Source organism: Bradyrhizobium sp. GW821-FHT12B03 (assembly GCF_058807535.1).
The window spans coordinates 514,507-539,692 of record NZ_JBXAQU010000003.1 but is presented as its reverse complement, the minus strand read 5'-3'; the positions used below and the strand labels follow the sequence as shown (position 1 = coordinate 539,692).

The 25,186-nt window shown below is 64.2% G+C and carries 21 protein-coding genes; 5 read left to right on the top strand and 16 right to left on the bottom strand.

Translation table 11 applies throughout. The features are described from left to right. Positions 1-157: 157 nt before the first annotated feature. Positions 158-763 carry a TetR/AcrR family transcriptional regulator gene (locus AC1RUR_RS09605; RefSeq protein ID WP_492843120.1) on the bottom strand — a complete coding sequence of 202 codons (606 nt, stop codon included), beginning with the start codon at positions 761-763 and terminating at the stop codon, positions 158-160. A 201-nt stretch (positions 764-964) separates the two neighbouring features. On the opposite strand from AC1RUR_RS09605, the gene AC1RUR_RS09600 reads away from it, so the two are divergent. Both AC1RUR_RS09600 and AC1RUR_RS09595 read left to right on the top strand, forming a co-directional pair. Further along, positions 965-2,209 (top strand): efflux RND transporter periplasmic adaptor subunit, encoded by a 1,245-nt coding sequence (locus AC1RUR_RS09600; RefSeq protein ID WP_492843118.1) that lies wholly within the window; start codon positions 965-967, stop codon positions 2,207-2,209. A gap of 160 nt (positions 2,210-2,369) precedes the next feature. Continuing rightward, on the top strand, positions 2,370-5,570 hold the full coding sequence (locus AC1RUR_RS09595) for an efflux RND transporter permease subunit (RefSeq protein WP_492843116.1): 3,201 nt from the start codon (positions 2,370-2,372) through the stop codon (positions 5,568-5,570). A 53-nt stretch (positions 5,571-5,623) separates the two neighbouring features. On the opposite strand, the gene AC1RUR_RS09590 is transcribed toward AC1RUR_RS09595, so the two are convergent. The 15 genes from AC1RUR_RS09590 to AC1RUR_RS09520 form a co-directional block, all read right to left on the bottom strand. After that, the gene (locus tag AC1RUR_RS09590; RefSeq protein WP_492843178.1) at positions 5,624-6,340 is read right to left on the bottom strand and encodes a sulfite exporter TauE/SafE family protein; all 717 of its coding nucleotides are present in this window, start codon (positions 6,338-6,340) and stop codon (positions 5,624-5,626) included. A gap of 26 nt (positions 6,341-6,366) precedes the next feature. Next, a complete protein-coding gene (locus tag AC1RUR_RS09585) occupies positions 6,367-6,546 on the bottom strand; it encodes a hypothetical protein (protein ID WP_492843114.1) in 180 nt (59 codons plus the stop codon). Further along, a complete protein-coding gene (locus tag AC1RUR_RS09580; RefSeq protein ID WP_492843112.1) occupies positions 6,539-6,796 on the bottom strand; it encodes a hypothetical protein in 258 nt (85 codons plus the stop codon). The genes AC1RUR_RS09585 and AC1RUR_RS09580 overlap by 8 nt, the downstream gene beginning before the upstream one ends. Positions 6,797-7,026: 230 nt before the next feature. Beyond that, positions 7,027-8,145, bottom strand: coding sequence for a helix-turn-helix transcriptional regulator (locus AC1RUR_RS09575; RefSeq protein WP_492843110.1), 1,119 nt, complete (start codon positions 8,143-8,145; stop codon positions 7,027-7,029). A gap of 488 nt (positions 8,146-8,633) precedes the next feature. Then, positions 8,634-11,654, bottom strand: coding sequence for an autotransporter outer membrane beta-barrel domain-containing protein (locus tag AC1RUR_RS09570; protein ID WP_492843108.1), 3,021 nt, complete (start codon positions 11,652-11,654; stop codon positions 8,634-8,636). A gap of 225 nt (positions 11,655-11,879) precedes the next feature. Further along, the gene (locus tag AC1RUR_RS09565; RefSeq protein WP_492843106.1) at positions 11,880-12,128 is read right to left on the bottom strand and encodes a DUF6894 family protein; all 249 of its coding nucleotides are present in this window, start codon (positions 12,126-12,128) and stop codon (positions 11,880-11,882) included. A 51-nt stretch (positions 12,129-12,179) separates the two neighbouring features. Beyond that, positions 12,180-13,145 (bottom strand): helix-turn-helix transcriptional regulator, encoded by a 966-nt coding sequence (locus AC1RUR_RS09560; RefSeq protein WP_492843176.1) that lies wholly within the window; start codon positions 13,143-13,145, stop codon positions 12,180-12,182. 235 nt (positions 13,146-13,380) lie between these two features. Then, positions 13,381-14,538 carry a helix-turn-helix transcriptional regulator gene (locus tag AC1RUR_RS09555; protein ID WP_492843174.1) on the bottom strand — a complete coding sequence of 386 codons (1,158 nt, stop codon included), beginning with the start codon at positions 14,536-14,538 and terminating at the stop codon, positions 13,381-13,383. 452 nt (positions 14,539-14,990) lie between these two features. Continuing rightward, positions 14,991-15,488, bottom strand: a complete 498-nt coding sequence (locus AC1RUR_RS09550) for a hypothetical protein (RefSeq protein WP_492843104.1) — start codon at positions 15,486-15,488, stop codon at positions 14,991-14,993. Between the two features lie 102 nt (positions 15,489-15,590). Then, positions 15,591-16,037 carry a MaoC family dehydratase gene (locus AC1RUR_RS09545; RefSeq protein ID WP_492843102.1) on the bottom strand — a complete coding sequence of 149 codons (447 nt, stop codon included), beginning with the start codon at positions 16,035-16,037 and terminating at the stop codon, positions 15,591-15,593. Positions 16,038-16,426: 389 nt separating this feature from the next. After that, positions 16,427-16,849 carry a hypothetical protein gene (locus tag AC1RUR_RS09540; protein WP_492843100.1) on the bottom strand — a complete coding sequence of 141 codons (423 nt, stop codon included), beginning with the start codon at positions 16,847-16,849 and terminating at the stop codon, positions 16,427-16,429. Between the two features lie 12 nt (positions 16,850-16,861). Next, positions 16,862-17,083, bottom strand: coding sequence for a hypothetical protein (locus AC1RUR_RS09535; protein ID WP_027543198.1), 222 nt, complete (start codon positions 17,081-17,083; stop codon positions 16,862-16,864). 110 nt (positions 17,084-17,193) lie between these two features. Continuing rightward, positions 17,194-18,009: a lytic murein transglycosylase gene (locus tag AC1RUR_RS09530; RefSeq protein WP_492843098.1), complete on the bottom strand. Its 816-nt coding sequence runs from the start codon at positions 18,007-18,009 to the stop codon at positions 17,194-17,196. 118 nt (positions 18,010-18,127) lie between these two features. Further along, positions 18,128-18,934: a shikimate dehydrogenase family protein gene (locus tag AC1RUR_RS09525; protein ID WP_492843096.1), complete on the bottom strand. Its 807-nt coding sequence runs from the start codon at positions 18,932-18,934 to the stop codon at positions 18,128-18,130. 5 nt (positions 18,935-18,939) lie between these two features. Beyond that, positions 18,940-20,799, bottom strand: coding sequence for a flavin-containing monooxygenase (locus tag AC1RUR_RS09520; protein ID WP_492843094.1), 1,860 nt, complete (start codon positions 20,797-20,799; stop codon positions 18,940-18,942). 176 nt (positions 20,800-20,975) lie between these two features. On the opposite strand from AC1RUR_RS09520, the gene AC1RUR_RS09515 reads away from it, so the two are divergent. From AC1RUR_RS09515 to AC1RUR_RS09505, 3 genes are all read left to right on the top strand, one after another. Next, a complete protein-coding gene (locus AC1RUR_RS09515; protein ID WP_492843092.1) occupies positions 20,976-22,601 on the top strand; it encodes a long-chain fatty acid--CoA ligase in 1,626 nt (541 codons plus the stop codon). 107 nt (positions 22,602-22,708) lie between these two features. After that, positions 22,709-23,827 (top strand): glycoside hydrolase family 172 protein, encoded by a 1,119-nt coding sequence (locus AC1RUR_RS09510; RefSeq protein ID WP_492843090.1) that lies wholly within the window; start codon positions 22,709-22,711, stop codon positions 23,825-23,827. Positions 23,828-23,862: 35 nt separating this feature from the next. Continuing rightward, entirely contained in the window at positions 23,863-25,074 is a 1,212-nt protein-coding gene (locus AC1RUR_RS09505) for an acyl-CoA dehydrogenase family protein (protein ID WP_492843088.1), read from the top strand. Positions 25,075-25,186: the final 112 nt, after the last annotated feature.

Genomic DNA, 25,186 nt, shown 5'->3' with positions numbered 1-25,186 from the left:
ACGGAGAACCCAGCCGCTAGGCCGCTTCGGAGCTGGCGCCAATACATCGGACTACTGCAGCCTTTTTCAACGAAATCGGTCACAATCGGCAATGCGCTGGCCCACCAGAAGATTGATTCGTCCCTCAGGCGCCGACATTGTTCTTATGAGCCACCCTCTAGGTCCTCTCGGCCGACTGCGCCTCGACCGCCTGCACGGCCACATCAGCCACTTGCCGCAGCGCCTTGCGATCCGAGCCCGAGGACGCCATCACGCCCATGCCGACCGCAACCGCCGAGACGTAGCGCGCCAGCGCGGCGGGATCGGCGCTTTCCTTGAGATCACCTTCCGCCTTGGCGCGGACAAAACGTTCGCGGAGCTGGTCTTCGTTCTGGGCTCTGCGGGCTGCGAGCTCGAAGGGGACGTTTTCGGAGCCGGTGCCGCAGGCGATGCCGCCCTGCACCAGCAGGCAGCCGGGCGGATTGGCCGGATCGGTCTGCTTGTCGGCGATGCCCATCAGCATCCGCTCGGCAACCTCGCGAGCGGTCGGCGCCGCCACCACCTCGTCCATCCAGACGCCGCGCAGCTTGGTGTAACGGTCGAGCGCGGCCTTCAGCAGGCCTTCCTTGTTGCCGAAACAGGCGTAGAGGCTGGGCGGATTGATGCCCATGGCCTCGGTCAGCTGGGCAATGGTGGCGCCCTCATAGCCATGGCGCCAAAACACTTCCATCGCCTGATCCAACGCCACATCGGCGTCGAACTCGCGGGGGCGTCCCATGCCCATGTGCCTGTTCTCCTCGAAATCGGCGTCGTCCCTCAACCTAACGCCTGATCCTATCTACTTGTTCTCGCTTTATTTTCTCTTCCGCTTGCCAATTCTTGCGGTAAGCAGCTACAATTTTCTTAGTGAATGGTACATAAGTATCTTGCACTGCGGCATCCAGCTCCACATCTGTAGTGAACACTACATATCTGGAGCGCGCAAATGCATCCCTCGCAAAACTCCCCCCACACCGGCCGTTTCCGCCGCCTTCTCGGCGGCGTCGCCATCGTGGGCGCCCTTGCCGTGGCCGGTTTGATCGCAACCGGCCATTACTTTCGTGCCGCGCAGGCGACCGCAACCGCAGCCAGCGCCGAGCAAGCCGTCTCCGTCACGGTCGCGATGATCGAGCCGCGGCAGACCGTGCTGTGGGACGATTTCTCCGGCCGGCTCGAGGCCATCCAACGTGTCGAGCTCCGCCCGCGCGTGGCCGGTGCGATCCTCAGCACCAACTTCACCGAAGGCGCGCTGGTGAAAGCCGGCGATCTGCTCTTCAAGATCGACCCGGCGCCCTATGCGGCCGAGGTCGACAAGGCCAACGCGCAGCTCGAAGCGGCGAAGGCGCGCGTCGTGTTCACCCAGAGCGAGCTCGAGCGCGGCGCGCAGCTGGTCGGCAACGCGGTCGTCACGCGGCGCGACTACGACCAGCGCGACAATGCCAGTCGCGAGGCCATCGCCAATGTCAAGGCGGCCGAGGCGACGCTCCAGACCGCAAAGCTCAATCTCGGCTACACCGAGGTGCGCGCGCCCGTGGACGGCCGCGTCGGCAAGATCGAAATCACCGTCGGCAATCTCGTCGCCGCCGGCACCGCCTCCCCGGTGCTGACCTCGCTGGTCTCGGTCAATCCGATCTACGCCTCGTTCGATGCGGATGAAGAGGTCGTGCTGCGCGCGCTGAACTCGATCGCAGATAGCACCGGCAAGCGCGGCAATCTGGACCAGATCCCGGTGGAGATGGCGACCTCCGGTGGCCTTTCGGCGAAGGGTCACATCCAGCTCATCGACAACCAGGTCAACGGCCAGAGCGGCACCATCCGGGTCCGTGCGGTATTCCCCAACGAGGACGGTCGTCTGATCCCCGGCCAGTTCGCCCGGGTGCGCATGGGCCAACCGAAGCAGCAGACGCTGGTGATGATCGACGAGCGCGCGATCGGCACCGACCAGGACAAGAAGTTCGTGATGGGGGTCGGCGACGACAGCCGCGCGGTCTACCGGCCGATCACGCTCGGCGGCTCGGTCGATGGTCTTCGCATCGTCACGGCGGGGCTGAAGCCCGGCGACCGCATCGTCGTCAACGGCCTGCAGCGCGTGCGTCCCGGCGCCCTCCTCAAGACCGAGATCGCAGCAATGGGTGCGCGCGGGCAGCAAGCAGCCTCCAACCACAGCAACCAGGACGTGCTGCAACGCTAGTTACGTCATTCCGGGCAGCGCTACGCGCAAGCCCGGAATCTCGAAGGATGGAAACTCCGATCACTTCACCTCTGGATTCCGGGGTCGCGGACGTCGCCCGCGACCCGGAAAGACGGCGGATCGGTCGGAGAGCCGCAAAATATTGCCCAGGGGCAAAGCCATGAATCTCTCGAAATTCTTCATCGATCGTCCGATTTTCGCCGGCGTGCTGTCGGTCCTGATCTTCCTCGCGGGCCTGATCTCGCTGTTCGCGATGCCGATCTCGGAGTATCCCGATGTCGTGCCGCCCTCGGTGCTGGTGCGCGCGACCTATCCCGGCGCCAATCCCAAGGTGATCGCGGAGACGGTGGCGACCCCGATCGAAGAGCAGATCAACGGCGTCGAAGGCATGCTCTACATGTCGAGCCAGGCCACCACCGACGGCGCCATGACGCTGACGGTGACGTTCCGCCTCGGCACCGATCCGGACAAGGCGACGCAGCTGGTGCAGAACCGCGTGCAGCAGGCCGAGCCCCGCCTGCCGGCGGTGGTGCGCCAGCTCGGCATCATCACCAAGAAGTCCTCGCCCGACCTCACCATGGTGGTGCATCTCTTGTCGCCGAACGGCCGCTACGACATGACGTATTTGCGCAACTACGCGGTGCTCAACGTCAAGGATCGCCTCGCGCGGATCGACGGCGTCGGCGACGTCCAGCTCTATGGCGCCGGCGACTATTCGATGCGGGTCTGGGTCGATCCACAGAAGGCCGCCGAGCACGGGCTGACCGCGAGCGACATCGTCAAGTCGATCCAGGCGCAAAACGTCGAGGCCGCCGCCGGCGTGGTCGGCTCCTCCCCGAACGTGAAGGGCATCGATCTCCAGCTCTCGGTCAACGCCGAGGGACGGCTGGCGAACGAGGAGCAGTTCGGCGACATCGTGGTCAAGACCGGCACGCGCGGCGAAGTGGTGCGCTTGCGCGACGTCGCGCGCATCGAGCTCGGCGCGTCCGAATACGGCCTGCGCTCGCTGCTCGACAACAAGCAGGCGGTGGCGATCCCGATCTTCCAGGCGCCCGGCTCCAACGCGCTCCAGATCTCCGACCACGTTCGCGCCACCATGGCCGAGATCAAGAAGAACATGCCCGAGGGCGTGTCCTACCAGATCGTCTACGACCCCACCCAGTTCGTGCGCTCCTCGATCGAGGCTGTCATCCACACGCTGCTGGAGGCGATCGCGCTGGTGGTGCTGGTGGTGATCCTGTTCCTGCAGACCTGGCGCGCCTCGATCATTCCGCTGCTGGCGGTGCCGGTGTCGATCGTCGGCACCTTCGCGGTGATGCATGTGTTCGGCTTCTCCATCAACGCGCTCAGCTTGTTCGGCCTCGTGCTCGCGATCGGCATCGTGGTCGACGACGCCATCGTCGTGGTCGAGAACGTCGAGCGCAACATCGAGGCCGGGCTGTCGCCGCGCGATGCCACCTATCAGGCCATGCGCGAGGTGTCAGGTCCGATCATCGCGATCGCCATGGTGCTGATCGCCGTGTTCGTGCCCCTCGCCTTCATCTCCGGCCTCACCGGGCAGTTCTACAAGCAGTTCGCGCTGACGATCGCGATTTCGACCGTGATCTCCGCGGTCAACTCGCTGACGCTGTCGCCGGCGCTGTCGGCGCTGCTGCTCAAGGGACACAATGAGCCGAAGGACCGGCTCACGATCATCATGGAAAAGAGCCTTGGCTGGTTCTTCCGCGGCTTCAACAAGGCGTTCACGCGCTCCTCGGAGAATTACAGCGGCACCGTCACCAAGGTGATATCGGGCAAGGCTGCGGTGATGGGCCTTTACGTGGTGCTGGTCGGCCTCACCGCCCTGCTGTTCCAGCAGGTGCCCGATGGATTCGTGCCCGGCCAGGACAAGCAATATCTGGTCGGCTTCTCGCGGCTGCCCGACGGTGCAACGCTCGACCGCACCGAAGAGGTGATCCGCAAGATGAGCGACATCGCGCTGACCCAGCCTGGTGTCGAGAGTTCGGTCGCCTTCCCGGGCCTGTCGATCTCGGGCTTTACCAACTCATCCAACGCCGGCATCGTGTTCTCGACGCTGAAGCCGTTCGACGAGCGCAAGGGGGCGGCCCTGAGCGGAAACGCCATCGCGGCCGATCTCAACAAGAAGTATGCCGGGATCCAGGAAGCTTTCATCGCCATGTTCCCGCCACCGCCGGTCAACGGCCTCGGCACCATCGGCGGCTTCAAACTCCAGATCGAGGACCGCGCCGGTCTCGGCTATGAAGCGCTGAACGAGGCGACGAAGGCGTTCATGGCCGCGATGCAGAAGGCGCCGGAGATTGCCGGCGTGTTCTCGAGCTTCCAGGTCAACGTGCCCCAGCTGTTCGCCGACATCGACCGCACCAAGGCGCTCCAGCTTGGCGTGCCCGTGACTGAAGTCTTCAACACGCTGCAGATCTACCTGGGGTCCTACTACGTCAACGACTTCAACAAGTTTGGCCGCACCTACTCCGTCTACGTCCAGGCCGACGCGCCGTTCCGCGCCCGCGCCGACGACATCAGGCAGTTGAAGGTGCGTTCGTCCTCGGGCGACATGGTGCCGCTGTCGGCGCTGCTCACGATCCGCCAGAGCGCGGGGCCGGAGCGCGCGATCCGCTACAACGGTTTTCTGTCCTCCGACATCAACGCGGCGGCTGCGCCCGGCTATTCTTCCGGTCAGGCGCAGGAGGTCGCGACGCGGATTGCGGCGGAGACGCTGCCGCCCGGCTTTGCCTTCGAATGGACCGACCTGACCTATCAGGAGTTCATCGCCGGCAATTCCGGCCTCTGGGTGTTCCCGCTGGCGATCCTGCTGGTGTTTCTGGTGCTCGCCGCGCTCTATGAGAGCCTGACCCTGCCGCTCTCGATCATCATGATCGTGCCGATGGGCCTGCTGGCGGCGATGTTTGGCGTCTGGATCTCGAAGGGCGACAACAACGTCTTCACCCAGATCGGCTTGATCGTGCTGGTCGGCCTCTCCGCCAAAAACGCGATCCTGATCGTCGAATTCGCGCGCGAGCTCGAATTCGCGGGACGCACGCCGATCCGGGCCGCGATCGAGGCAAGCCGGTTGCGACTGCGTCCGATCCTGATGACGTCGATGGCGTTCATCATGGGCGTGTTGCCGCTGGTGCTCTCGACCGGTGCCGGCTCGGAGATGCGGCGGGCGATGGGCGTGGCCGTGTTCTCCGGCATGATCGGCGTCACCGTGTTCGGCCTGTTCCTGACGCCGGTGTTCTACGTGCTGCTGCGGACCGTCACCGGCATGAAGCCGCTGGTGCATCACGGCAGCGGCTCCAGTGTGGCACCGGTCCAGGGGCTAGGCCATGAGGCTGGGCATTAACGCTGGAGCATGATCTTGTCGGAAAACCGCTTCACACTTTTCCGGATCATGCTCTAGATCAGGGAAATCCCCGAGACCAGCAGCAGAACGAGCACGGTCTTGCGAAAGACCGTCTCGTTGACGCGGTGAAAGGCGATCACGCCAAGCGCGGAGCCCGCGAACAGCGCCGGCAGGCTGACCGCGAGGTCGACGAAAACCTTTGACGACAGGTCCTGATGCCCGACCAGCAGCGCGATGGCAAAGAGCTGCATCGCGGCAATGAACGGCTGCACCAGCCCGCGCTGCTCGCTCTTGGGCATGCCGCGCATGTCGCACCAGATCGTCGGGATCGCGCCCGGCATGGCCGTCAGACCGCCGACCAGCCCTCCTCCGAATCCGATCAGCGCGACCCAGTGCCGGCCGACGGCCTCGCCGGCCGTGACCAGCGTCGGCCGCAGCAGCATGTAGGCGGCATAGAGCGCGACGATGATGCCAAAGCCGCGCCTGAGCAGATGCGTGTCGGTGGACTGCAACAACGACACCGCGATGGGAACGCCGATCAATCCGCCGACGATCAGCAGCAGGCTGCCTTCCCAGCGGATGCTGCGCCGAAGCGCCCACAGATTGGTCGCCTGCACGCCGATGCTGCACGCCATCATCAGCGGCACCGCCTCCAGCGGCTGAAACACCCGGAGCAGAATGGCGCCCGCCACCGCCGAAAACGCAAAGCCCGACAGCCCCGAGACGAAGGCTCCGGCGAACACGGCGACGCTGAGCAGAACCAGTGTCATGACATCGGGCACGGACCCTCCTCCGGTCAATCGTAGGGAATTTGCGAGACGGCAGCGTCGACGTTCTCGGAGCAAACCTGCGGTTCGCGCGGAAACGACACATGCATCGCGTGCGCGTGAGAGCGTTCCAGCATCGCGAGGCCGACCAGTTGGAGAGTGACGAGTGCCGCGGTCGCGGCGATCGCAACGATGTTGACGTTACGCACGTTCGAACGTGGGGTGGCCGGCGGCGCGCTCGCACGCATCAGATCCGTGGGCATTTCCTGAAATATCCTCTTTGCTGCTGACCGGAATGATTTCATTCAAAGTCGATGTGTCGTGCGGCTGCGCCAGCAGATGGCGATAGCGCTGCAACGCGCGCTGCGCGTCGATCGCGCGCTGGGCGCGGAGCGCCGCGCCGATGCGCGCGACGATGTCGCGGAATTTGCGAGCCAGAACCGGTGACGTCGTTCGCATGACAATCCCCTCTCGACCTGCACCAGAGATTGACGGAATTCACTTCCGCGAGCTGTGAGTTGCTTCACAAAAAATACGAACGCGTCGAACAACGGAACGTGTGACATCTCCTAGAAGAGATCGCGGCAAGCCGCGTCACCCGAACGAATGACCCGCGATAACTTTCTAATGATGTCTCTGATTGAACCTATTGCCGCCTGCAGCGACTCGTCCCGCGCCTCGAATGCGCGTCAGTGCACGAGCGGATTGGAAAATCCCGCCGCAAGCTTGACGAGATCCGCCTGCCGGGAAACGCCGGTCTTGGCGAACACCCGATGCAGGTGCGTCTTCACCGTCGTCTCCGCGATGCCGAGCGCAACCGCCGTCTCCGGTACGCCGCCGACATCGACAATCGACTGCACGACCCTCAGCTCCGCCGGAGTGAGATCGAACGTGCGGTCGATGAGGTCGGCGCACGAGCGGCCGTCGAGTTCCGCCTTCCAGATGAACAGGGCTCCGACCGCCGACGTGCGCTCCGTCGCTCCTTCGCGCAGCAGCGACGGCAGCGCGATGACGTTGGCGACGTAGTAGGACCCGCCATCCGATATCAGGGGGATCTTCCGGCCGGCAGCCGCGGCGACTGCAACCTCGCCTGCGCCGCGGAAGATATCCCGCAGGGCAAGATTGGCCTCGGAGGATCGTGCCACGAGCCGGCCCGAGACCGACCGCAGGACGTCGGCCGCGGCCAGGAGGGCCTCCGCAGCAGGATTGCTGTGGACGATGTTGCAGGCGGCATCGAGCAGGATGACGCCGGCATTGAGCCGGTCCACGACGTCGGCCAGCGCGATCGCCCGCTGCTGCTTTCGTTCGATCGCCCGGTTGATCAGCAACGCCCGGCTGGCGTGCGCGACCAGCGACTGCATTCGCGCCCGCTGCCCCGCATCGAGCATCTCCCTGCCCGGGATCACGGTCAGCAACATCGGACACGACGACTTCGACTGCTCCAGCACCACGTTCGCCACGTCGACATAGCCCTGGGGACGCAGCCATTCCTGATAGAAGCGGCCGCGGCGATATTCCTCGAAATTCACCAGATCGGGGATGTTGCGCACCTCGCCATACCGGGGGAGCCGGGCGAGAGGATCGTAGCGGGCGTAGGTCTCGGAATAGAGCTGGATGTAGTGCGGATCGACCCCGCAATAGAAATGCGTCGCACCGGACTTGCTGACCGGATCCTTCGAGATCAGGCCGCAGGCCTGGCTGCCGATGAACGCATTGAGCATGACGACTACATCGCCCCACAACTCAGGGTGGAGACCCGCGTCGTATATGCTCTCGATCAACTCGGAATGTTTGGGAGGTCGGGGCATTGGAAGAGTCGATTGTCAAACATGCAGATTGCGAAATGGTCTTCATGCCCGGCGGCTTCTGTGAGTCCATTGCGGCAGCAAAAGGTTCAACGCCGGCGGTGATTTCCCGGTCAGCTGACGCGCGGATTCGAGAATCCCGCAGCGAGCCCGACGAGGTCGGCCTGCCGGGACACGCCGGTGCCGGCGACGATGCGACACAGATGCAAGAGCTGGAGAACTTGCAACCTGGCCGTGTTGCAAGAGCGGATCGAACTTCGCGTCGGTCCTGGAATAGAGCTGCATGTCGTGCATATCCGCTCGGAGATGGATTCGACCGGGTCGGGCAGCTTCGGCGGTCCATGCATGGCTGTAAATGGCCTGAGTGATCAATGTCACCAAGCGTACCATAACCGCCGCACGCGGCATCCTCCGATCGGAGGAGGCGCCGGCCGGGCGGATGGAGCCCGGCCGGCGGGCGTCGCGTTCAGCCGTCAGGGCTGGGTGCCGGCTCAGAACGCGACGCGAACGCCACCCTTTGCGGTGCCGGTGCGGCTCTGGTCGAACATCATCATGCCCTCGACCGCGCCGAACACGGACACGTTCCTGATCGTGCGGTAGTCGAACCCAAAGCCCGCGACCGCGCCGACGGTGCTGCGGCTGCCGGGCGTCACGAAGGACAGGTTCTGGCCGAGCAGCACGGAGCTGATGCTGGTGTCGCCGACGCGCTGGAGCGCGATCACGCCGCCATGGATGTTGGCCTTGAGCTCACCGCCGGCCAGACTGGTGACGCGCGACAGATCCACCTCGCCGCGCTCCTCAAAATCCTGCAGCGTGCGGCCGCCGACGGACAGTCCTTGCGCTGACCCCGTCTCGCTATAGCCATCGAACCGGCCGGCGACGTACCGCAGCCGCGCAGTCGGCGTCAGCACGTAGCCGTTGCCAACGCTCAGACGATAGCCGTAGGCAATCTCGGGACTGACATACCAACCGCTGTAACTGGCAGTCGCTGTCTCCATGCCGCCGACCGCGGCATTGTTCAGCACCAGGCGGCGCGATTTGTTGTCGGCGTTGCCGCCCTGGATCGTGAAATCGAAGAACTGTGCGGCCCATTCGAACCGACTATAGGCGCCGGCAAACACGTAGTTGGTGTCGACCGACTGCGAGTTGAGATCGACCGAGAGCCCGCCCTGCCCGCCGCCGAGGAAGGCGCCGACCAGCCAGTCCGGCCGCACCTTGCGATCGAGGCCGATCGCCCCGCCCCACGCCGTCGAGGTCGCGCGCAGCGTTGACGCCGTCTCGTCCTGGATGCGCTGGCCGCCGAAGCTGTTGGCCCAGACCGTGATCGGCGCCGGATCGGTCCACAGGCTGCGCGGCGCCTTGGTGAAGGGACCCGCCTGCGCGGTCTCCGGCGCATAGGCCATCGCCATCATGTTGCTGCCGGCCGGACCCGCACCACCGCTCAACCGGCCCTGCACCAGCGAGGACACGCCGCCGGTAAAATCCATCAGCGTGCGATCGGTCTGCGCCAGCGCGGTGGAATCGAGCGTTGCGAGCGTGGTGCCGGACACGACCGACGGACCGTTGAAGCTGCCGCCGGAGACGTTGGTGTTGATGGTGCCGTTGAAGTTGATGAAGGTCGGCAGATTGACCGTCGTCAGCGACGACACCCTGCTGCTGATCGGCGACAGGTTGACGTTGACGACGTCGGCGCCGAACCCGAAATCGACCACGCCGCTGATCTTCGAACCCGGCCGCAGCGTCAGCGTGTCAGCCGCACTCGACAGCTTGATCGCGGTACCGCCCGTGCCGGTAATCGTGCCGGAGTTCGTGATCGCCGCCGCGTCCACTGACGTAATGCCGAAGTTGCCAGTGATTGTTCCGGAATTGTTGACGTTGGCATTGAATGCCAGAATGCCCGCGCCGTTGCTCGCCGTGGCTTGGACAAGGCCCGTATTGGTCACGTTGGCTGTGTTCGCGTTGATTGCAGCGCTAGTCCCGATGATCGTGCCTGAATTATTGACGTTCCCAAGGCTCGCGTTGACCCCGCGGCCGCCGCTAACGGTCCCGGCGTTGTCGAGGTTGACGGTGGCGCCACTCAGGGCGAAACCGATCGGCGACGAAATCAGTCCCGTATTGGTGACGTTGACCGTACCCGCAAAGATCGCGACTCGCGTGCTGGAGATCGTGCCGCTGTTGACCACGTTTGCGGTGAGGTTTGCACGGATGCCGGCATCAGCTCCGGAGATCGTGCCGCTGTTGCGAACGGTCGCGTTGCCGGAATCGGCATCGATGCCAACGCCAGTACTTCCGTCGGCGGCGATGATCCCGGCATTGTCGACGACTGCGGACGCACCGAAGACTGCGCTATTGTGTGCGATCACGGTGCCGCCGGCGAGGTTCGTCAACTTGACGTTGTAGCCGGAGATACCGGCTGAACCGCCTTGAATGGTTCCGGAGTTCGTGACGTCGGCAAGGTTGCTGGCGGAGATCACGCTCGCTAGCGACGTGGTCGTCCGGATCAGGCCAGCATTGTTGATCGTGATGTTGCCCTTCCCGGTCGCCCGGTTGGCATTTGTCGTGATGGTGTCGGCGGAAGCGGAAATCGTGCCGGACGCCGCATTGGTCAGATTGATGTCGCCAGTCCGCGACACGATGGCGTTGCCGCTCGACTGGATCAGTCCTGCATTGCTGACGGTCGCGGCTTCATCCGCGATCACGGCATTATCGCCGCTGACGGTGCCGGAGGCCAGATTCGACAGGTTGACGCTCTGGCCGGATACGCCAAACGCGTGACCGGCGATGTTGCCCGCGTTTACCACAGTCGCCAGACCGGTGGCCTGGATGGCACCTCCGCTTGCGGCTATCTGCGAGATGACACCGGAGCCATTATTGGTGATGTTGAGGGTACCACCGGTAATGCCGCTCGCATCTCCCGAGATCGTCCCGGTATTCGAGATCAGGTTCAGCGTGGTTGCTTCGATTCCGATGGTGTCGGGGCCGACTCCGGCGATCGTGCCGGAATTGGTCACGGTGACGTTCCTGACATCGATCCCGCTCCCGCGCCCGCCCGCCTCGCTCTTGATCGTGCCTGCATTGTCGATGATCCCGGAGAACCCCGTGATGCCGTGGAAACCCACGATCGTGGCACCGGCAAGATTGGTGACGGTCACACCGCTCCCCGACGCGATCCCGGCCGAAGTAGCTCCGTCGATCGTACCGGCGTTGATAAACACGCCGCCGTCGCGCGACTTGATGCCAAACGAAAAACCGTGAACGTTGGCACCAGTTTCGATCTTGTAAGTATTGTTGTCGTCAGTAAACGTACCATAGCCGGCTTGGCCGCCCTGCTGCGTGTCGACGTCGCCCGAGCAGACAATCGTCGCGTTGCTGACAGGCGCCACCGGCGTGCAAGCCGCCACAGCCCGCTCGACCATGAACAACGGCATAGCCAGCACGGCCGGCACCAAGAGGCGCGTCGACCGCCGCGCCAGATGCCATCGTGCGATACCGCTCAGAGCCTTCACATTCATTTTTAGTTCCTTGATCGCCGACGCCTCGCCCCACCGGCGACAGGCACGTTGCCACCGGCCTCCTCTGATCGGAGGAGGCCGGCTCGCGCGAATTGGATTCGCTGAACGCCAAGGTAGAAAGGATCGTCGCTTCCGACTTGGACGGCAGCGACCGGGTTTCGGCTCAGAACGAACCGATGCCGTTTCGTGGAGCACTGATGCAGAGTTGCGACACCACGGCCGCAGCTACGCCTGATCCCAGCCTTCCTTGTCCACGGACTCGGACCAGACCGCAGCACGATAGATCTCGTTCCCGCCGGCGTCCCTGACGCGGATCCAGGCATCACGGTCGCGCAGATCGTCGCGCCAGACGAACAGATGCCGCGCCATCTCGTCGGCCACCACGATCGTCGCCCTGGCATGCTCGAACACCATGCCGCCCGGATCGATCTTCACGATATTGCCGACCAGGAGGTCGAAGAAGAAACGGTGCATTCCCAACTCGCGTAGATGAGATGGCAATTGGTTGAATTCAACCGAGGTCCGCTACAGCAGCCCGCCGCTCCTGACGTCGCTTGGTGTCGCGCCATAGGCCCGCCGGAAGCAGCGGTTGAAATAGGAGAGATCGCCGAAGCCGACATCGTAGGCGATCGAGCTCACCGGCCGCTCGGCGAAATCGGGCTCGCGCAACATGCGATGGGCACGCTTGAGGCGCTGCTCGGTCAGGAAGGACGAAAAGGTCTTGCCGTCGGCCTCGAACAGCCGCTGGAGATAGCGCGGGGTCACGCCGAGCTCGTGAGCGACGCTTGTCACCGACAGATCCTGCCGCCAGCAATTATTGACGATGAGGAATTTCGCCTTCTGGAGTCGCGCCGCCTTGACGCCGCGTCGTCCGGTCACTTCCCGGGCATGATCGGTTGCACCGAGAACGAGCGCCAGCAAATCGTGCAGATGCGCGACGCCGAACTGGCGCAAGGCGGGTACCTCCAATGCCTTTTCGCGGACCAGTGCCGTCGCATAGTCGACGAGCAACCGAAGCCCGGTGGCATTCTCCGGGATGACGCGCATCACGGCATCGTCGACATCCACGATCATCGGCGCCAGCACGCGTCTCGGCACGCGCAGCGAGAAGCAGCTGCCCAGCGACAATCGCTCGAACGTCGTGACATCCTCCGCGCTCGTCAGGATCGCCTCTCCTGTCTGAAGCCCCAGATCGTGTCCGCGCTCGGATATCCCGAGAACGCCGGACCTGTTCACGATCAGCGCGAGGCTGTCGTCGCCATCGGCGACCAGTTGCTTGGTGCGGATCACTCGCGCGCCGCACAATCCCCCGATCAGCAACTGGGCTTCCGGCAAGACGTGCGACGTGAAGCTCGCCGCGGCCGGCTTTCCCTCCCTCGGCTCGACCTCCGCCTTCAAGACCCCGCGGCAATAGAAATCGCGAAGCAACGAAATGCGCTCGCCTTCGGGAATCTCGTTCGTTGAAACGTTGAGAACGGAAAAATCAATCATGCTGCTCAATGCAATATCTCCAGCCGACGAGCAGGACCGGTCATGCGCCGTCGTTTCCGCACATGCGCGTTCGACGCCGTCTGCGGGCATGTCTTCGCGGCGCGGGCTGCTCTTTCAGAACCGCCGTATACGAAAGTCTCAAACGACTCGCGTCCTGCGTTCGGAGGACCCGGGAGCCAAGCTCATCACAATGGATTGAGATCGCGGTGCGGTTCAGCGAACCAGGTGAAATGGATCACACGGCATCCGCGTCGTCGCTCGTTCGCCGCGCGAACGGCACGGCAAAGCCGGCGGCGATCTTCACCAGATCGGCCTGCCTGCCGGCGCCGGTCTTCTCGAACAGGCGTCCGAGATGCGTCTTCACCGTCGTCTCGGCGATTCCGAGCTTGGCCGCGATGTCTGGAACGCCGCCAATCTCGACAATGGCCATCAGCACGCGCAATTCCGACGGCGTCAGCCTGAACGCTGCGGCGATCGCATCCGGCACGAGCGACGATGCGATCGCAGCCCTTTGCACGAACAGAACGGTGGCGGCCATATCGCGCGGCAGATGGCGCTCCCGCTTCAGCGCAAAGGCATGGAGCAGATAATGATGCCCGTCAGACGATGTCACGAGTTCGATTTGACGGCGAGCGGTTGAATGAGTTCCGGCGTCCGCAATATTTTCGAACAGGCCGCGGAATATCTTGTCGGCCTGGGTGTTGCGGGCGACGATTCTGTCGCCGACCATCGCGAGGAGATTGGCATCGGCGAAGAGCTGACGGCACGCGACGTTGGCATGCACGACTCTCCCCTCTGCGTCGAGCAGGCAAATTGCCGTGCTCAGTACGTCCAGGACATCGGCAAGATCGTTCACGGTATGCGAGCGCGCCCTGATCTGCCGCCCCATGACTCGCGACCGCTGGATGTGAGGCGCGAGCAGGCGCATCCGCTCGCGCATCGCCTCGTCGACGGTTCCGCGGGACCGGTGACGCAACACCTGCAAGACCGTGGTACGCGCGTCCGACCTCTCGAGCGTAACGGTCGCGAGGTCTATCGCCCCCTGTGGCTCCACCCACTCTCGATAGAAACTGGTCGCCACGAAGTCCGAGTGGGACATGATGTCGGTCACGCCGACCGTCTGTTGCGGGGCGAGCTGGAGCTGGCGGTCGAGCAACGGATCGAGTTCCACATATCTGTCGCGATAGAGCTGGCGGAAGCGAGGGTCCGTGCCGAAATGCTGATGGATCTCGATCGAAAGCCGCGCTGAATCTCTCGACAGGATGGTCGCAGCACATCCGCCGACAAAACTCGAGACCTGCTCCAGCACCGCGCTGCGCAGCGCGGGATTGGCCGCCGCATCGTAAATCTCGCCGACGAGCGACGACAACCGGTTTGCCTGCAGGATCGTCATCGGCCGGACGGCGCGATCTGCGTGTTGCCCGGGTGGAGAGAGGGGCGAGCGCATCGGGAACTGGCGACGTTGACAGACCGGCCAATCGCCACCTTGGACGGGAAAAAAGCACAACAGCGCAATGCTGGAATATCGAACATCGTCCTTGCGTAACGTCAACCGGTGGATGCGGCTTGGACGTTTTCGCCAAAGACTAGGATTAATGCGAACAGCGGCCGGGCTGCATGCCGTGGGTCACAGGCGCTCGCTGCGCGCAGGCTCCGTCGCCACCATATTCCGCCGAGGCCAACGGTCAGGCGCCGGCGCGATTTGCGTTACCATCAACTCTCATAGGGTGGGCAAAGGCGCGAAAGCGCCGTGCCCACCATCTCATGCCGAACGCGAAAGTTGGTGGGCACGCTTGCGCTTTGCCCACCCTACGAGAGCTACGCCCGGCGCGGGCTTCCTACAATTTACTTCCGGTTCTCCTCGCAGAACTTCAGCGCAGCGAGCGCCTCGCCGGCACGCGGGATCTGCATCTCGATGCTGTCGTCGTCATCGTCCTCGAAATCGAGCGTGAGGCGCTTGGCCTTCGAGAGCCGGTCCATGATCGACTGGTCGTACTCGAAGATGCCCCGCACGGTGGTCTTGTCCATGACCTCCCACTTCGCCTTCTTCATGATGTCGGCGTCGTCGGTGCCGACATCGGCGCGGAGGACCTCGCCGACCGTTTCCCATTCCCAGCCGTCGTAGATCATCACGATCACGATCGCCTTCTCGGAATAGGTGATCACGATGACGTAGTCGCGGTTCTCGTCCTCCTTGTCCTTGTAGCCGCGGCTCGCGTTGCAATGGGTGTCCTGCGTACGCTTCTCGATGGTCCAGTCACCGACCTTGGACTGTTGCGCGAGCGCGGGCGTGGTGCTCAAGGCGCCTGCGAGCATTCCGGCGGCCAGAACGAATCGTCTCATGTCAGCCTCCAGCGTGTTCCCCGGGGCCGAGATGACCACCTCTCCCTGCGGCCCGCAAGAGCCTCAGGCCGCGGGCAAGGCCAACGGCGAGCGGCTCGCGTCCTATCCCCGCCGCGGCACGATCGCGATCGGGGTGAAGGTGTAGACCTCTTCGCCGTTCTGGTTGAACATCGTCCATTTCACCAATGCGATGCCCTGTGGCTTCGACTTCGACGGCGTCAGGCTCATGACCTCGCCGACCAGATGCAGGCGGTCATCGGGCCGCACTGGAATGGTCCAGCGCAGGCCGTCGACGCCCGCGCCGATCAGCGGATGCGGGCCGAAGGGCCGGGTCTGGATCGCGAGGTTCATGGCAATCGCGGCGGTGTGCCATCCTGACGCGGCGAGCCCCTTGAACAGCGTGTCCTTGGCGGCCTCGTGGTCGAGGTGCATCGGCTGGGGATCGAACTCGGCCGCGAAGCGCTTGATGTCGGCTTCGGTGACCCGAACCTCGGGGGATTTGAACCGCATTCCGATGCTGAGATCGTCGAACCACTCGACCGGCGCCATGTTTTTGCCTCGCAATGTAGGACCGCCCGCGCAGACGCCGGGCCAAAGGGATTTGAGCTGAAAGCGGGATGTAGCGGGCCGGCGGCGCACAAACCAGCCCAGGGGTTCCCCGCGAAACCTCTTTCCCGGTGCGACGAAACACGCCTGAAACGAATGGCCGGTTATCTGGTTGTCAAAATTATACAGGGACGGCCACCATGCAATTCCTTCTCGACCTGATCCTGGACTATTCCTGCTGCCAAAGTCTCGTCGCCCAGCCGCCACGGGAGGATGAGCTATGATCGAGCTGATCTGCGCGCTCCTCGCCCTTTGCAGCATCGGCGTCTTTGCCGCGCATGCGCTGGATGCCTATCGCACCATGCATTCCTGAGCGCCCTGCGCTGCTCGCGTCAGAACGGCCGCCGGTAAAAATGCTCCGAATGCGTTGCCGGCGGAAACCTGTTGGCCAGCGACAGCGCGGACTTTTCGTCGGTCTCGAGCGCGATCTTCTGCGCGAGCATCACGTCGCCAGGGACCAGGAAGCCTGACGGGACGAAGCACCAGCCCATCGTCGCGATCCCGGCGTCGTCGATCTCGTGGACGTTGGCGGCCGTGCCGTAGTGAATGCGATACCTCTTGCCGCTATCGCAGCCGATCACGTCGAAATACCTGTGCTGCTCGAACTGGACGCGCTGCGCCGGTGACAGCCACTCGGCCAGAAGCCGGCGGCCGCGCGCATCCGGCGTATTCTCGCCGAAGAAGCGACGGTAGAGTTCGCGCAGCGCATGCAAGCGCGCACGCGCCGGCGCGCGGAACCAGAGTGCCGCGAACATGGGCAGCTCAGATCAACCGCCGACCAGGCGGGGATAGAACAGCGTTTCCTGCGCGGTCGGGTCGAACGACTTGATACGGGTCACTTCGCCGGGCCCGGTGCGGAAGGCGGCGGTGAAGCCGGCTCCGGTCAGCTCCCGAAAGCGCTGTTCGGCCCGCGCCAGCGCTTCGGCATTGTCGGGATCAAACTCGTGGCGTGTGTCGCCCGTCTGGTCCATCACGATCTGGGTTGCCATATTGAGTCTCCTCATGCCCAGCCCTGAATCTGATCAAAGCAAACCTCATGCCGTCAGTTCCTGATAGCAACAACTTTCTCGCGCGAGCGCATCACGCCTTGCTGAGCACTTCAGCGCGAGGCAGCGGCCCCGCCCTCGTCGATCTGCCGTCCCATCAAGGCAATTGCCTTCTGATAGACGCCGGCCGCATTCCAGGCCTCGATCGCGACGAAATTCGGCTCGCCCGGCTGGTAACCGGCTCCCGCACGCCAGCCATGGGCCTTCAGGAAATTCGCGGTCGAGTTCAACGCATTGGCGGCAACCTCGAGATTGCCGGTGCCATAGGCCAGGATGTTCTTGGGCATGAACTGGGTCTGGCCGACCTCGCCATGCATAGAGCCGCGGGTCGCCCCCGACAGGGTGCCGCGGTCGATCAGCTTCAGCGCGGCATAGAGCTGGTCGGTGAAGAACTCGGGGCGGCGGCAATCATAGGCAAGGGTCGCGATCGACGACAGCATGTTCTGGTTGCCGCGCTGGCTGCCGAAGCCGGTCTCCATGCCCCAGATCGCGATCAGCGGCCCGGGCGGGACTCCGTAGCGCTGCTGGATCGAGGCGAACAGGGCAGCCTGCGATTGCTTGAGCTGCCGCCCCTTGGCGACGATGGTGGTGGCCCCGCGCTTGGCGAGGAATTGGTCGAGCGAGAGCGAGAAGCTGCGCTGGCCGCGGTCGGCCGCGATGGTGGCGCTGGCGTAATTGGTCTGCATCAGGGCCGAGATCGCGGTCTGGCCAATGCCCTTGCCCTGCGCCTCCGTGCTGAACTCGCGCTTCCAGGTCTCAAAGCCCGCCGGCGAGCTGCCGCATGTGGCAGCGTGGGCGGCGGGTGCCAGCGAGAGAAGCAGCGCAGCAGCGCCAATCATGGCCGTCGCAACGGTCCTGCCCTTGGTCATTCCTCGTACCTCTCGCTTGACGTGCGCGACCGGCTCGCGCGGGCGCATGATCCTACGTCGGCCCTGATGGCTCAAGCCCCACAAGCCGCTCTGGGTGGCTTGACACAGGGGCGATCGCCTACCCTTCGCCGTCCGTTCCGAGCAGGAAATCCACCATGATGCTCTGGTGCTGCTGGTACATGTCGGTGCCGGTCCCTGTGACACAGCCGAGCTTGCGGGCCGCTGCGATAAAGGGCGAGATGTCCGGCTTGGTGATCACGCAGCCGCAATAGGCCGACGGCGCAAGCCGCGCGACCTCGACCGGCAGCGGGTCGCCGTCCTTCATCCCGGCGGGCGTCGCATTGGCGACGAAATCGAAGCCGGCGGGGTCCATGGTGCCGACCCGCACCGGCGCTTTGCCGAGCCCGTTGAGCTGGCCGATCAGCGCATCGCGGCGCTCGGCCGCGCTGTCGTGAATGGCAAGCTCGCGAACGCCGCCCTCGACCAGCGCAAGTGCAATCGCCGAGCCCGCACCACCTGCACCGACAAGGAGTGCCCGCATGCCTCGGGGATCAATCCCCTTCGCCCGCGCCGCACCGACGAAGCCGAGGCCATCCACCATGTCGCCATGCCATGCGCCATCGGCGCGCCGGCGCATCAGGTTCACGGTGCGCAGGACATGCGCGCGCTCGGTCGCGCTGGCGCAGGCCTGGTAACAGGCAAATTTGTGCGGGATGGTCACGACGATGCCGTCGAGGTTCTTCAGCCGCCCCGCCACGGAGAGGAAGTCGGACAAATCCCCCGGGGCGACTTGAGCAGGCACGAGAATGCCGTCGTGCCCCCGGGCGGCGAAGGCGGCGGACACGCCCGCGGGCGAGCGCACCTGTGCAATGGGATCGCCGACGATGACGTAGAGTCGCGTCGCCCCTGTTGGCGCCGGGATCATGCCGCTCAAGCCGGGACCGGGGCGCCGCCCGCCTCCGCGGCGGCCCCGTAAGTCAATTCCAGTCCGTCCAGATTGCCGTCCTTGCGCCATCTGTCGAGCATCCGCAGGAACGCCACCGGCCCGCGCCAGTACTGGCTGTTTCGCGCTGCGACCGGATCGAACACGCCTTCATTGTTGTAATAGCCGGGCGTGCATTCGGCGAGATAGGTCTGGCGGCCGATCGCGGCCTTGACGACCTCGTCGACCCAGGCGTTCTCGGCCGCAAGCGTCGGCTCGAGCGTCCTGGCCCCGCGCTTGCGCGCCTCCGCAATCACATAGGCAATGTGCTGCGACTGCTCGTCGATGATGTGCGGAAAGTTGGCGCTCTGGCCGGCCTGCACCGTGACGATCAGGAAGCAGTTCGGAAAGCCGCGGCTGTAGAAGCCGTGCATCGTCTTGACGCCGTCGCGCCAGCGCTCGGACAGGCTGATGCCGTCGCGGCCATGGATCTCGAAGCCCATGCGGCGAGCGTAATCGGTGCCGACCTCGAAGCCGCTGGCATAGATCAGGCAGTCGAGCTCGTAGGCCTTGCCGTCGACGACAACGGCATTCCCGGTGATGCGCTCCACGCCCTGCCCCTTGGTGTCGACGAGATGCACGTTGGGGCGATTGAAGGTGTCGAGATATTCGTCATGGAAGCAGGGCCGCTTGCAGAACGCCTTGTACCAGGGCTTGAGCGCCGCCGCGGCCGCCACGTCCTTCACCACGGCATCGACGCGCGCGCGGATCTCCTCCATCTTGCGATAGTCGGCCTGCTCGATGACCTTCAGCGCCTCCTCCAGCGAGGTCACCGGCTGTGGCTGGCGGCGCGGCGCCAGCAGGATCTCGCCAAGCAGGCCGGTCCAGCCGTCCTGCACCAGATCCCGCTCGAACGGCTCGCCCGAGATCACGGCGGTGAAATTGTCCATGCGCTCGCGCTGCCAGCCGGGCTTGAGGCTCTGCGCCCAGCTCTGATCCGTCGGCCGGTCGTCGCGCACGCCGATCGCCGACGGCGTGCGCTGGAAGACATAGAGCTCCTTTGCGGACCGGCCGAGATGCGGCACGCATTGAACGGCGGTGGCGCCGGTGCCGATGATGCCGACGCGCTTGTCGGCGAGACCCGTGAGATCGCCCTCGGCGGTGCCGCCTGTGTAGCCGTAGTCCCAGCGGCTGGTGTGGAAGCTGTGTCCTTTGAAGCTCTCGATGCCGGGAATGCCCGGCAGCTTCGGCCGGCTCAGCGGGCCTCCGGCGAGAATGACGAAGCGCGCGCGAATGCGATCGCCGCGATCGGTCTCGACCAGCCAGCGTGCCTCCCGCTCCTGCCATTCCATGCGCGAGATGACGGTCTGAAACAGCGCGCGCTCGTAGAGACCGAAGTGACGGCCGATGCGGCGGGAGTGTTCGTAAATCTCCGGCGCCCGCGCATATTTGCGCACCGGCATGTAGCCGGTCTCCTCCAGCAGCGGCAGGTAGATGTAGCTCTCGGTATCGCAGGCAGCTCCAGGGTAGCGATTCCAGTACCAGGTGCCGCCGAAATCGGCGGCCTTTTCCACGATACGAAAATCCGCGATGCCGGCTTCGCGCAGGCGCGCGCCGCAGAGCAGGCCACCAAAGCCGCCGCCGACGATGAGCACTTCGGTCTGTTCGCTGACAGGTGCGCGCGCAAATCCGGGATCGGCCCAGGGATCGTCGAGGTAACGGCCGAAATCGCCGGCTACCTCGACGTATTGCGCCTTGCCCTCGGCGCGCAGACGGCGATCGCGCTCGTCGCGATAGCGCGCGCGGATTGCCGCAATGTCGACCGTAGCTTCGCCTTCAGCACCGGTCTTGTGTCTTTCCGCTGACATGCATTTCCTCCACGGCGGACGCTGCTTCGCCGGCAGCTCAGCGCAAATTAGCCCTGAAAAAGTGACGCATGCAATCACATCCCTCGCTTTTTGCGTGAACGCCGCATGACGTTCCGCTAACCTCGCGCGCAAATCACCAGCGCGCCATGCAACGACATGGCAATCCGGAGGACACGATGCAGGGATTGATGATGGACATGCCGCTGCTGATCAGCGGCCTGATCCAGTACGCCGCCGACTATCATGGCGAAGCCGAGATCGTCGCGCGCGAGATCGAAGGCGACATCCATCGCTATACCTATGCCGACGCCCATCCGCGCATCAAGCGCATGGCGCTGGCCTTGAAGCGGCTCGGCATGAAGCAAGGCGACCGCGTCGGCACGCTGGCCTGGAATACGCACCGCCATTTCGAGATGTTCTATGCCGCGCCGGGCATGGGCTATGTGCTGCATACCGTCAATCCGCGGCTGTTTCCCGAGCAGCTCGTCTACATCATCAATCACGCCGAAGACCGTCTGCTGTTCGTCGACCGCGCCACGCTGCCGATCGTCGAGGCGATCGCGCCGCAGCTCAAGACCATCGAGGCTTACGTGGTGATGTCCTCGCACGAGCGGATGCCGGAAACCAAGCTTGCGAATGTCCATTGCTACGAGGAGCTTGTGGCGCAGGAGAACGATGCCGGTTTCGCCTGGCCGGCGTTCGACGAAAGGTCGGCTTCCACGATCTGCTATACGTCCGGCACGACGGGCAATCCGAAGGGCGTGATCTATTCGCACCGCGCCGCGATCCTGCAGACCATGACCTGCAGCAGTTTCGACTTCCTGCCCGGACATGCCGAAGGCGTGCGCGAGGTGATGATGCCGATGGCGCCGCTATTCCATGGCAATGGCTGGAACATGCCGTTCACCGCACCCTATACCGGCTCGAAGCTGGTGCTGCCCGGCCGCAACTACGAGCCCGACAAGCTCTATGAGCTGCTCGAAGGCGAAAAGGTCACGCTGTCGGCGGGCGTGCCGAGCTTCTGGCTGATCCTGCTCGACTGGCTGGGACGCACGGACAGCAAATTCTCGACGCTGCGCGCGACGCTGTCGTCCGGGTCGGCCCCGCCGCGCGCGATGGTCGAGAAGCTGAAGCGCGAGTATGATGTCGACTACATCCAGGCCTGGGGCATGACCGAGGCCCTGGGTTGCTCGATGCCGAGTCTGCGGCCGGGCTCCGAGCACCTCAGCGACACCGAGAAGTTCGACCGGCGCCAGGTGTCGGGCCGCGCCTGTTTCGGCACCGCCTTGCGCATCGTCGACGACGGCGGCGTTGAGCTGCCGCGCGATGGCAAGACCGTCGGCCATTTGCGCGCCAGGGGTCCCTGGGTCGCCTCCGGCTACATGAAGTTGGAGGAAGGTCTCGACCGCGACGGCTGGCTGATCACCGGCGACATGGCCGTGATCGATGCTCAGGGTCATGTCACGCTCACCGACCGCTCCAAGGACGTCATCAAATCCGGCGGCGAATGGATCTCCTCGATCCAGCTCGAAGACGTCGCTCTGTCTCATCCCGATGTGCTTCAGGCCGCGGTGGTCGCCATCAACCACGAGAAATGGCAGGAGCGCCCCCTGCTCCTCGTCGTCCGCAAGAAGGGTGCGACCGTCGACGGCAAGGCGCTGCTCGACCACATGCGCCCGAAGATCGCGAGCTGGTGGATGCCTGACGCCGTCGAATTCCTGGACGAGTTCCCGATGACCGGCACCGGCAAGGTGCTCAAATCGGCGCTGCGCGAGAAGTTCAGGGAGTACCGCGTCGCATAAGCCGGCGCGCGACTGCGCAAGGGCCTTTCCGTACGCGATCGTCTTCATCTTTTGGTAGATGCAGGAGCGATATATCTCGGTATCGCTAACCCCTTATCGAGGACACCATGGCGTTTTCCGGATTGGGCCTGCATCTCGGCAATCTGTCGCGCCTGTCGAACGCGCTGACGCGCTCGATCAGCCCCGAGAATTTCACCGGCGAGAAGGGTAAGGGCGGGATGTCCGTCGACGGTCCTGCTGCGCGCCAGGCCCGCGATCTCGGACAAAGCTGGAAGGTCTCGCCCTATGTCGTGATCGAACCCGGCGCGACCTTCACGCTTGCCGACATCCAGGGCCAGGGTGCGATCCAGCAGATCTGGATGACGCTGGCGCGCGGACGTCTGCGCCATTCGATCCTGCGCGTCTACTGGGACGACCAAACGCTGCCGAGCGTGGAATGTCCGGCCGGAGATTTCTTCGCCTGCGGATGGGAGGAGTTTGCGCAGGTGTCCTCGCTCGCGGTCTGCGTCAACCCCGGACGCGCCTTCAACTGCTACTGGGAAATGCCGTTCCGCAAGCGCGCGCGCTTCACGCTGGAGAACCGCAGCGACGAGCAGATCACCATCTACTACCAGATCAACTACGCGCTGACCGACGTGCCCGAGGACTGCGCCTATTTCCATGCGCAGTTCCGGCGAACCAACCCGCTGCCCTACAAGGAGGTCTACACCATCCTCGATGGCGTGAAGGGCGCGGGCCACTATGTCGGCACCTACATGGCCTGGGGCGTCCACAACAATGGCTGGTGGGGCGAAGGCGAGATCAAGTTCTTCATCGACGGCGACGGCGCATTCCCGACGATCTGCGGCACCGGCACCGAGGATTATTTCTGCGGTGCCTATAATTTCGATCCCTACGTCGCCCATTCCGGCCAGGCGCCTTTCCAGCAATCGCGCTACCAGGAATTCACCACGCCCTATGCCGGCCTGCCGCAGGTGATCCGCCCCGACGGCGTCTACAGATCGCAGCAGCGCTTCGGCCTGTATCGCTGGCACATCCCCGATCCCGTTCGCTTCCGATCCGATCTGCGCGTGACGATCCAGGCGCTGGGCTGGCTGCCCGGCGCGAAGGACGGGAAATATCTTCCATTGCAGGACGACATCGCCTCCGTCGCGTTCTGGTACCAGACGCTACCGACGGCGCCCTTCCCGGAGCTGCCCGGGCCGGATTATCTCGAAATCGCATAAGCCCGGCCGCTACTCGTCGATCAAGGAGACGCAAGATGCTCTACCCGATGTCACCCAAGGTCGTCGAGCTCAAGCGCAAGCTCGAAAACTTCATGGACCGGCACATCTATCCGAACGAGGAGCGGTTCTATCGCGAGGCGGAAGAGCTCGGGCCGTGGAAAGTCTATCCCGTCGTCGAGGAATTGAAACCGCTCGCCCGCGCCGAGGGCCTGTGGAATCTGTTCCTGCCGGAGTCCGGCCACGGCGCGGGGCTGACCAACCTCGAATATGCCCCGCTCTGCGAAGTCATGGGCCGCTCGCATCTGGCGCCCGAAATCTTCAACTGCTCGGCGCCCGACACCGGCAACATGGAGGTCCTGGAGCGTTACGGCACCAAAGAGGACAAGGAGCGCTGGCTGAAGCCGCTGCTAGCAGGTGAAATCCGATCCTGCTTCGCCATGACCGAGCCCGCGGTCGCCTCGTCGGATGCGACCAACATCGAGAGCTCGATCGTGCGCGATGGCGACCATTACGTCATCAACGGGCGCAAATGGTACACGACGAACGCGACCGATCCGCGCTGCAAGATCTGCATCTTCATGGGCAAGACCGATCCTGACAATGCCGACCGCCACAAGCAGCAATCCATGATCCTGGTGCCGATGGACACGCCGGGCATCGAGGTGAAGCGTCCCCTGCCCGTGTTCGGATTCTACGGCGTGCCGGACCGCGCCTCCGAAGTCGTCTTCACCAATGTGCGGGTGCCGAAGGAAAACATGCTGCTCGGCGAAGGCCGCGGCTTCGAGATCGCGCAGGGGCGGCTCGGCCCCGGCCGCATCCACCACTGCATGCGCCTGATCGGGCTCTCCGAACGCACGCTGGAAAAGATGTGCCGCCGCGTGCGCAGCCGCGTCGCTTTCGGCAGGCCGGTCTCCGAGCAGACGGTGACGCAGGAGCGAATCGCCGAGTCTCGCATCATGATCGAGCAGGCCCGGCTGCTGACGCTCAACGCCGCCTACGCGATGGACACGGTCGGCAACAAGGTCGCGAAAGCCGAGATCGCGATGATCAAGGTCGCCGTGCCCAATATGGCCTGCCAGATCATCGACTGGGCGATCCAGGCCCATGGCGGCGGCGGCACCTCGAACGATTTTGGTTTGACCCAGGCCTATGCGACGGCGCGCTTGCTGCGGCTTGCGGACGGACCGGACGAGGTGCACCGGAACCAGATCGCACGGTTCGAGCTGAAGAAATATTCGAACGCGTAGAGCGAGTGTTCGCCGAGTACGCAGTACCCTCTTCCCTTCTCCCCTTGCGGGAGAAGGTGGCGCGAAGCGCCGGATGAGGGGTATCTATCCGCACGGTAAGCGCGGAGGCATA

Coding starts and splice junctions, on each gene's coding strand:
- AC1RUR_RS09605 (WP_492843120.1), bottom strand. CDS start 763: ATGGGCATGGGACGCCCCCGCGAGTTCGACGCCGATGTGGCGTTGGAT.
- AC1RUR_RS09600 (WP_492843118.1), top strand. CDS start 965: ATGCATCCCTCGCAAAACTCCCCCCACACCGGCCGTTTCCGCCGCCTT.
- AC1RUR_RS09595 (WP_492843116.1), top strand. CDS start 2,370: ATGAATCTCTCGAAATTCTTCATCGATCGTCCGATTTTCGCCGGCGTG.
- AC1RUR_RS09590 (WP_492843178.1), bottom strand. CDS start 6,340: ATGACACTGGTTCTGCTCAGCGTCGCCGTGTTCGCCGGAGCCTTCGTC.
- AC1RUR_RS09580 (WP_492843112.1), bottom strand. CDS start 6,796: ATGCGAACGACGTCACCGGTTCTGGCTCGCAAATTCCGCGACATCGTC.
- AC1RUR_RS09575 (WP_492843110.1), bottom strand. CDS start 8,145: ATGCCCCGACCTCCCAAACATTCCGAGTTGATCGAGAGCATATACGAC.
- AC1RUR_RS09570 (WP_492843108.1), bottom strand. CDS start 11,654: ATGAATGTGAAGGCTCTGAGCGGTATCGCACGATGGCATCTGGCGCGG.
- AC1RUR_RS09565 (WP_492843106.1), bottom strand. CDS start 12,128: ATGCACCGTTTCTTCTTCGACCTCCTGGTCGGCAATATCGTGAAGATC.
- AC1RUR_RS09560 (WP_492843176.1), bottom strand. CDS start 13,145: ATGATTGATTTTTCCGTTCTCAACGTTTCAACGAACGAGATTCCCGAA.
- AC1RUR_RS09555 (WP_492843174.1), bottom strand. CDS start 14,538: ATGACGATCCTGCAGGCAAACCGGTTGTCGTCGCTCGTCGGCGAGATT.
- AC1RUR_RS09550 (WP_492843104.1), bottom strand. CDS start 15,488: ATGAGACGATTCGTTCTGGCCGCCGGAATGCTCGCAGGCGCCTTGAGC.
- AC1RUR_RS09545 (WP_492843102.1), bottom strand. CDS start 16,037: ATGGCGCCGGTCGAGTGGTTCGACGATCTCAGCATCGGAATGCGGTTC.
- AC1RUR_RS09540 (WP_492843100.1), bottom strand. CDS start 16,849: ATGTTCGCGGCACTCTGGTTCCGCGCGCCGGCGCGTGCGCGCTTGCAT.
- AC1RUR_RS09535 (WP_027543198.1), bottom strand. CDS start 17,083: ATGGCAACCCAGATCGTGATGGACCAGACGGGCGACACACGCCACGAG.
- AC1RUR_RS09530 (WP_492843098.1), bottom strand. CDS start 18,009: ATGACCAAGGGCAGGACCGTTGCGACGGCCATGATTGGCGCTGCTGCG.
- AC1RUR_RS09525 (WP_492843096.1), bottom strand. CDS start 18,934: ATGATCCCGGCGCCAACAGGGGCGACGCGACTCTACGTCATCGTCGGC.
- AC1RUR_RS09520 (WP_492843094.1), bottom strand. CDS start 20,799: ATGTCAGCGGAAAGACACAAGACCGGTGCTGAAGGCGAAGCTACGGTC.
- AC1RUR_RS09515 (WP_492843092.1), top strand. CDS start 20,976: ATGCAGGGATTGATGATGGACATGCCGCTGCTGATCAGCGGCCTGATC.
- AC1RUR_RS09510 (WP_492843090.1), top strand. CDS start 22,709: ATGGCGTTTTCCGGATTGGGCCTGCATCTCGGCAATCTGTCGCGCCTG.
- AC1RUR_RS09505 (WP_492843088.1), top strand. CDS start 23,863: ATGCTCTACCCGATGTCACCCAAGGTCGTCGAGCTCAAGCGCAAGCTC.